The 4316-nt window shown below is 74.6% G+C and carries 1 protein-coding gene; it reads right to left on the reverse strand.

Features of this window, described 5'->3' with window-relative positions:
- Positions 1–4316: beta-ketoacyl synthase N-terminal-like domain-containing protein (locus RZ50_RS21010; protein WP_254802893.1), on the reverse strand; the 4316-nt coding region annotated here is incomplete at both ends.

Here is a 4316-nt window from a genome sequence, read left to right on the forward strand (position 1 = left end):
TCGACACCGCGACACCGTCGTCCAGCACACCAGCCGTATGCACCACAGCCGACAAGTCAGGAATCGAAGCCAGCACCTCCGCCAACGCGGAGCGGTCCGCCGCATCCGCAGCGGCCACCACCGCCTCGGCACCAAGTTCGGCCAGCTCCGCCACCAACTCCACCGCACCATCGGCCGCCAGACCACGACGACTCAACAGCACCAGCCGACGAACCCCGTGCACCGACACCAGATGCCGCGCCAGCACACCACCCAACGCACCCGTCGCACCCGTCACCAACACCGTGCCCCGGCCCCAATCAGGCCCCTCGGACACCACATCCGCAGCTGCCCGGACGAGCCGCGGCACCAGCACCTGACCACCGCGAACCGCCAACTGCGGCTCACCCGAGGCCAAAGCGCCCGCGATCAAGGCAATTGACGTCTCATCGGCATCCAGGTCCAGCAGGACGAACCGGCCGGGGTTCTCCGTCTGCACGCTCCTCAGCAGACCCCAGACACCCGCCTGCGACAGGTTCGCGACGCCCTCCGGGCCCACCGCGACCGCGCCGCGCGTCACCACCACCAGCCGCGAACCCGCCAGCCGGGCCTCCTCCAACCAGCCCTGCACCAGACCCAGCACACCGGCCGTCACCTCATGAACAGCGCCCACGACCTCGGCACCATCCAGCCGGGGCAAGCCCGCCAGCACCACCGACGGCGCCGCCTCCGCCACCTCACCGAGACCCGGGAACACCACCCCGCCAAGCCCGAGATCGGCGCCCAGCACCGCCCAGTCGGCAGCAGCATCGCCCACCGGCACCGGACGCCAGGCCACACTCAACAGCCCGTCGCGGGTACCGGCACCGGCCTGGCGTAGACCGTCCACCGACACCGGACGCAGCACCAGCGACTCGACCACCGCCACCGGCGCACCCGCACCATCGGCCACCGTCAGCGACACCGTCAGCGATTCGGCCTCGGCGGCCGCGACGGCCAGCCGGACCCTGAGCAGCGTGGCGCCGGTGGCGGTCACGCTCGCGCCGGACCAGGCGTACGGCAGCCAGGACCGCCCACCCTCCTCGGCCACCCCGGGCAGCAGCGGGTGCAGTGCCGCGTCCAGCAGGGCCGGGTGCAGGGCGAAGCGCGCGGCGTCACCGCGCTGCCCCTCCCCCAGGCCGACCTCGGCGAACAGCTCACCTTCTGCTCGCCACACCCGGCGCAGCCCCTGGAACGCGGGGCCGTAGCCGTAACCCTGGTCGAGCAGGCGGTCGTAGACGCCGTCGAGGTCGATCTCGACGGCTCCGGCCGGCGGCCAGGACAGCAGATCGGCCGAGGCCGAGGCGACGACCTCGGGGGCGAGCACCCCACTGGCATGCCGGGTCCACGGCAGTTCGGCGTCCTCGTCCGGGCGGGAGTGGATGTCGAGCCTGCGCCGGCCGTGCTCGTCGGCCGCCGCCAGCACCAACTGGAGCTGGACGCCGCCCCGTTCGGGCAGTACCAACGGCGCCATCAGGGTCAGCTCCTCGACCTGCGCGCAGCCGACCTGCGCGCCGGCCCGTACGGCCAGCTCCAGCAGGCCCGTGCCGGGCAGCAGGACGGTGTCCGCGACGGCGTGGTCCGTCAGCCACGGGTGGCTGTGCCGGGAGAGGCGCCCGGTGAGCAGGTACTCGTCCCGGTCGGCCAGCGCGACGGCGGCGCCGAGCAGCGGGTGGTCGGCCGGGTCGAGGCCGAAGCCGCCCGCCTGGCCGACGGCGGCCGGGCCCTGGAGCCAGTACCGGCCGGGCCGGAAGGCGTAGGTCGGCAGCTGGACCCGGCGGGCGCCGGGGAAGTGCTTCGTCCAGTCGATCCGCACGCCGCGGGTGTGCAGCAGGGCGAGCGCGGCGGTGACGGTCTCGGCCTCGGACCGGCCCGCGCGCAGGACGGGCGCGAGGGCGCCGGCCGGCTCGGTCAGGCAGTCCTCGGCGAGGGCGGTGAGCACCCCGTCCGGGCCCAGTTCCAGGTACTCGGTGACGCCTTCGGCGGCCAGGGTGCGCACGCCGTCGAGGAAGCGCACCGCCTCGCGGATGTGCCGCGCCCAGTACTCCGGGGAGCACAGTTGCTCGGTGGTGGCCAGTTCGCCGGTGACGTTGGAGACCACCGGGATCCTCGGGGCGTGGAAGGTGAGCCGGGCCGCCTCGGCGGTGAACTCCTCCAGCACCTCGGCCATGTGCGGGGAGTGGAAGGCGTGGCTGACCGGCAGTCGCTTGGTCTTGCGGCCGCGGGCCCGCCATTCGACGGTGAGCTTGTCGACGATCGCCGCGTCGCCCGAGATGACGGTCGAGCGCGGCCCGTTGATCCCGGCCACCGCGACGGCGTCGCCGAAGCCCGCCAGCGACTCGCGGATCTCCGCCTCGCTCGCCTGGACGGCGGCCATCGCGCCGCCCTCGCGGGCCGCCTGCATCAGCCGGCCTCGGGCCGCGACCAGCGCGCAGGCGTCCGGGAGGTCGAGGACCCCGGCCAGGTGCGCCGCGGTGACCTCGCCGATGGAGTGGCCGAGCAGGAAGTCCGGGGTGACGCCGTGGTGTTCGAGCAGCCGGTACAGCGCGACCTCGACGGCGAACAGCGCGGCCTGGGTGAAGGCGGTCTGGTCGAGCAGCGCCGAGTCGGCGGAGCCCTCGGGTGCGAAGAGCACCTCGCGCAGCGGCCGGTCGAGCGCGCCGTCCAGGTGGGCGCAGACCTCGTCCAGGGCCCGGGCGAAGACCGGCGAGCCCTGGTGGAGTTCGCGGCCCATGCCCAGGCGCTGGCTGCCCTGCCCGGTGAGCAGGAAGGCCGTCCTGCCCCGTCGGGTGCCGTTCCCGCGGACCACGCCGGGGGCGGACTCGCCGCGTGCCAGCGCGTCCAGTCCGCGCAGCAGGGCGTCGCGGTCGCCGCCGAGGACCACGGCCCGCTCCTCCAGGGCGGCCCGGGTGGTGGCGAGCGAGAACGCGAGGTCGGCCGGGTCCAGTTCGGGGCGGGCCGCGACGTACTCGCGGAGCCGTTCGGCCTGGGCGTGCAGGGCCGTCTCGTCGCGGCCCGAGAGCACCCAGGGCAGGACCGTCGGGCCCGGGGCGGGCGCCGTCTGCGCCGGGGCCGGCTCCGCGGGCGGCTGCTCGATGATGACGTGGGCGTTGGTGCCGCTGATGCCGAAGGAGGAGACCCCGGCCCGGCGCGGCCGGTCCAGCGCGGGCCAGTCCTGTTCCTCGGTGAGCAGCGCGACCGTGCCCTCGGACCAGTCCACGTGCGGCGAGGGCTCGTCGACGTGCAGGGTCCTGGGCAGGACGCCGTGCCGCATCGCCTCGATCATCTTGATCACGCCGCCGACGCCGGCCGCCGCCTGGGAGTGGCCGATGTTGGACTTCAACGAGCCGAGCCAGAGCGGCTGTTCGGCGGTCCGCTCCTGGCCGTAGGTGGCCAGCAGGGCCTGCGCCTCGATCGGGTCGCCGAGGGTGGTGCCGGTGCCGTGCGCCTCGACGGCGTCGACCTCGGCGGCGGTCAGGCCGGCGTTGGCCAGCGCCTGGCGGATGACGCGCTCCTGGGACGGGCCGTTGGGGGCGGTCAGGCCGTTGGAGGCGCCGTCCTGGTTGACGGCCGAGCCGCGCAGGACGGCCAGCACCTGGTGGCCGTTGCGGCGGGCGTCGGAGAGCCGCTCGACCAGGAGCAGCCCGACGCCCTCGCTCCAGCCGGTGCCGGCGGCGGAGGCGGCGAAGGAGCGGCAGCGGCCGTCGGGCGACAGGCCGCGCTGGCGGCTGAACTCGATGAAGGTGTTCGGCCCGGACATCACGGTGACGCCGCCGGCCAGGGCGAGGTCGCACTCGCCGGTGCGCAGGGCGTTCGCCGCCAGGTGCAGGGCGACCAGCGAGGAGGAGCAGGCGGTGTCGACGGTGACGGCCGGGCCCTCCAGCCCGTAGGTGTAGGCGAGCCGGCCGGAGAGCACGCTGGACAGGTTCCCGGCGAGCAGGAAGCCCTCGAACTCCTCGGGTGCGGCGGCCAGTCGGGACGCGTAGTCGTCGTACATGGCGCCGGCGAAGACGCCGGTGTTGCTGCCGCGCAGGGTGGCCGGGTCGAATCCGGCGCTCTCGAAGGTCTCCCACGCGGTCTCCAGCAGCAGGCGCTGCTGCGGGTCGGTGGCGGTGGCCTCGCGCGGCGAGATGCCGAAGAACTCCCGGTCGAACCGGTCGGCGTCGTGCAGGAAGCCGCCCTCGCGGGTGTACGAGGTGCCGGCGTGCTCGGGGTCGGGGTGGTAGAGCTCGTCGAGGTTCCAGCCGCGGTTGACGGGGAACTCCGACACGGCGTCGACGCCGTCGGCGACCAGCCGC

Origin of the sequence: Kitasatospora sp. SUK 42 (assembly GCF_015776785.2) — a bacterium.
GTDB lineage: Bacteria > Actinomycetota > Actinomycetes > Streptomycetales > Streptomycetaceae > Kitasatospora.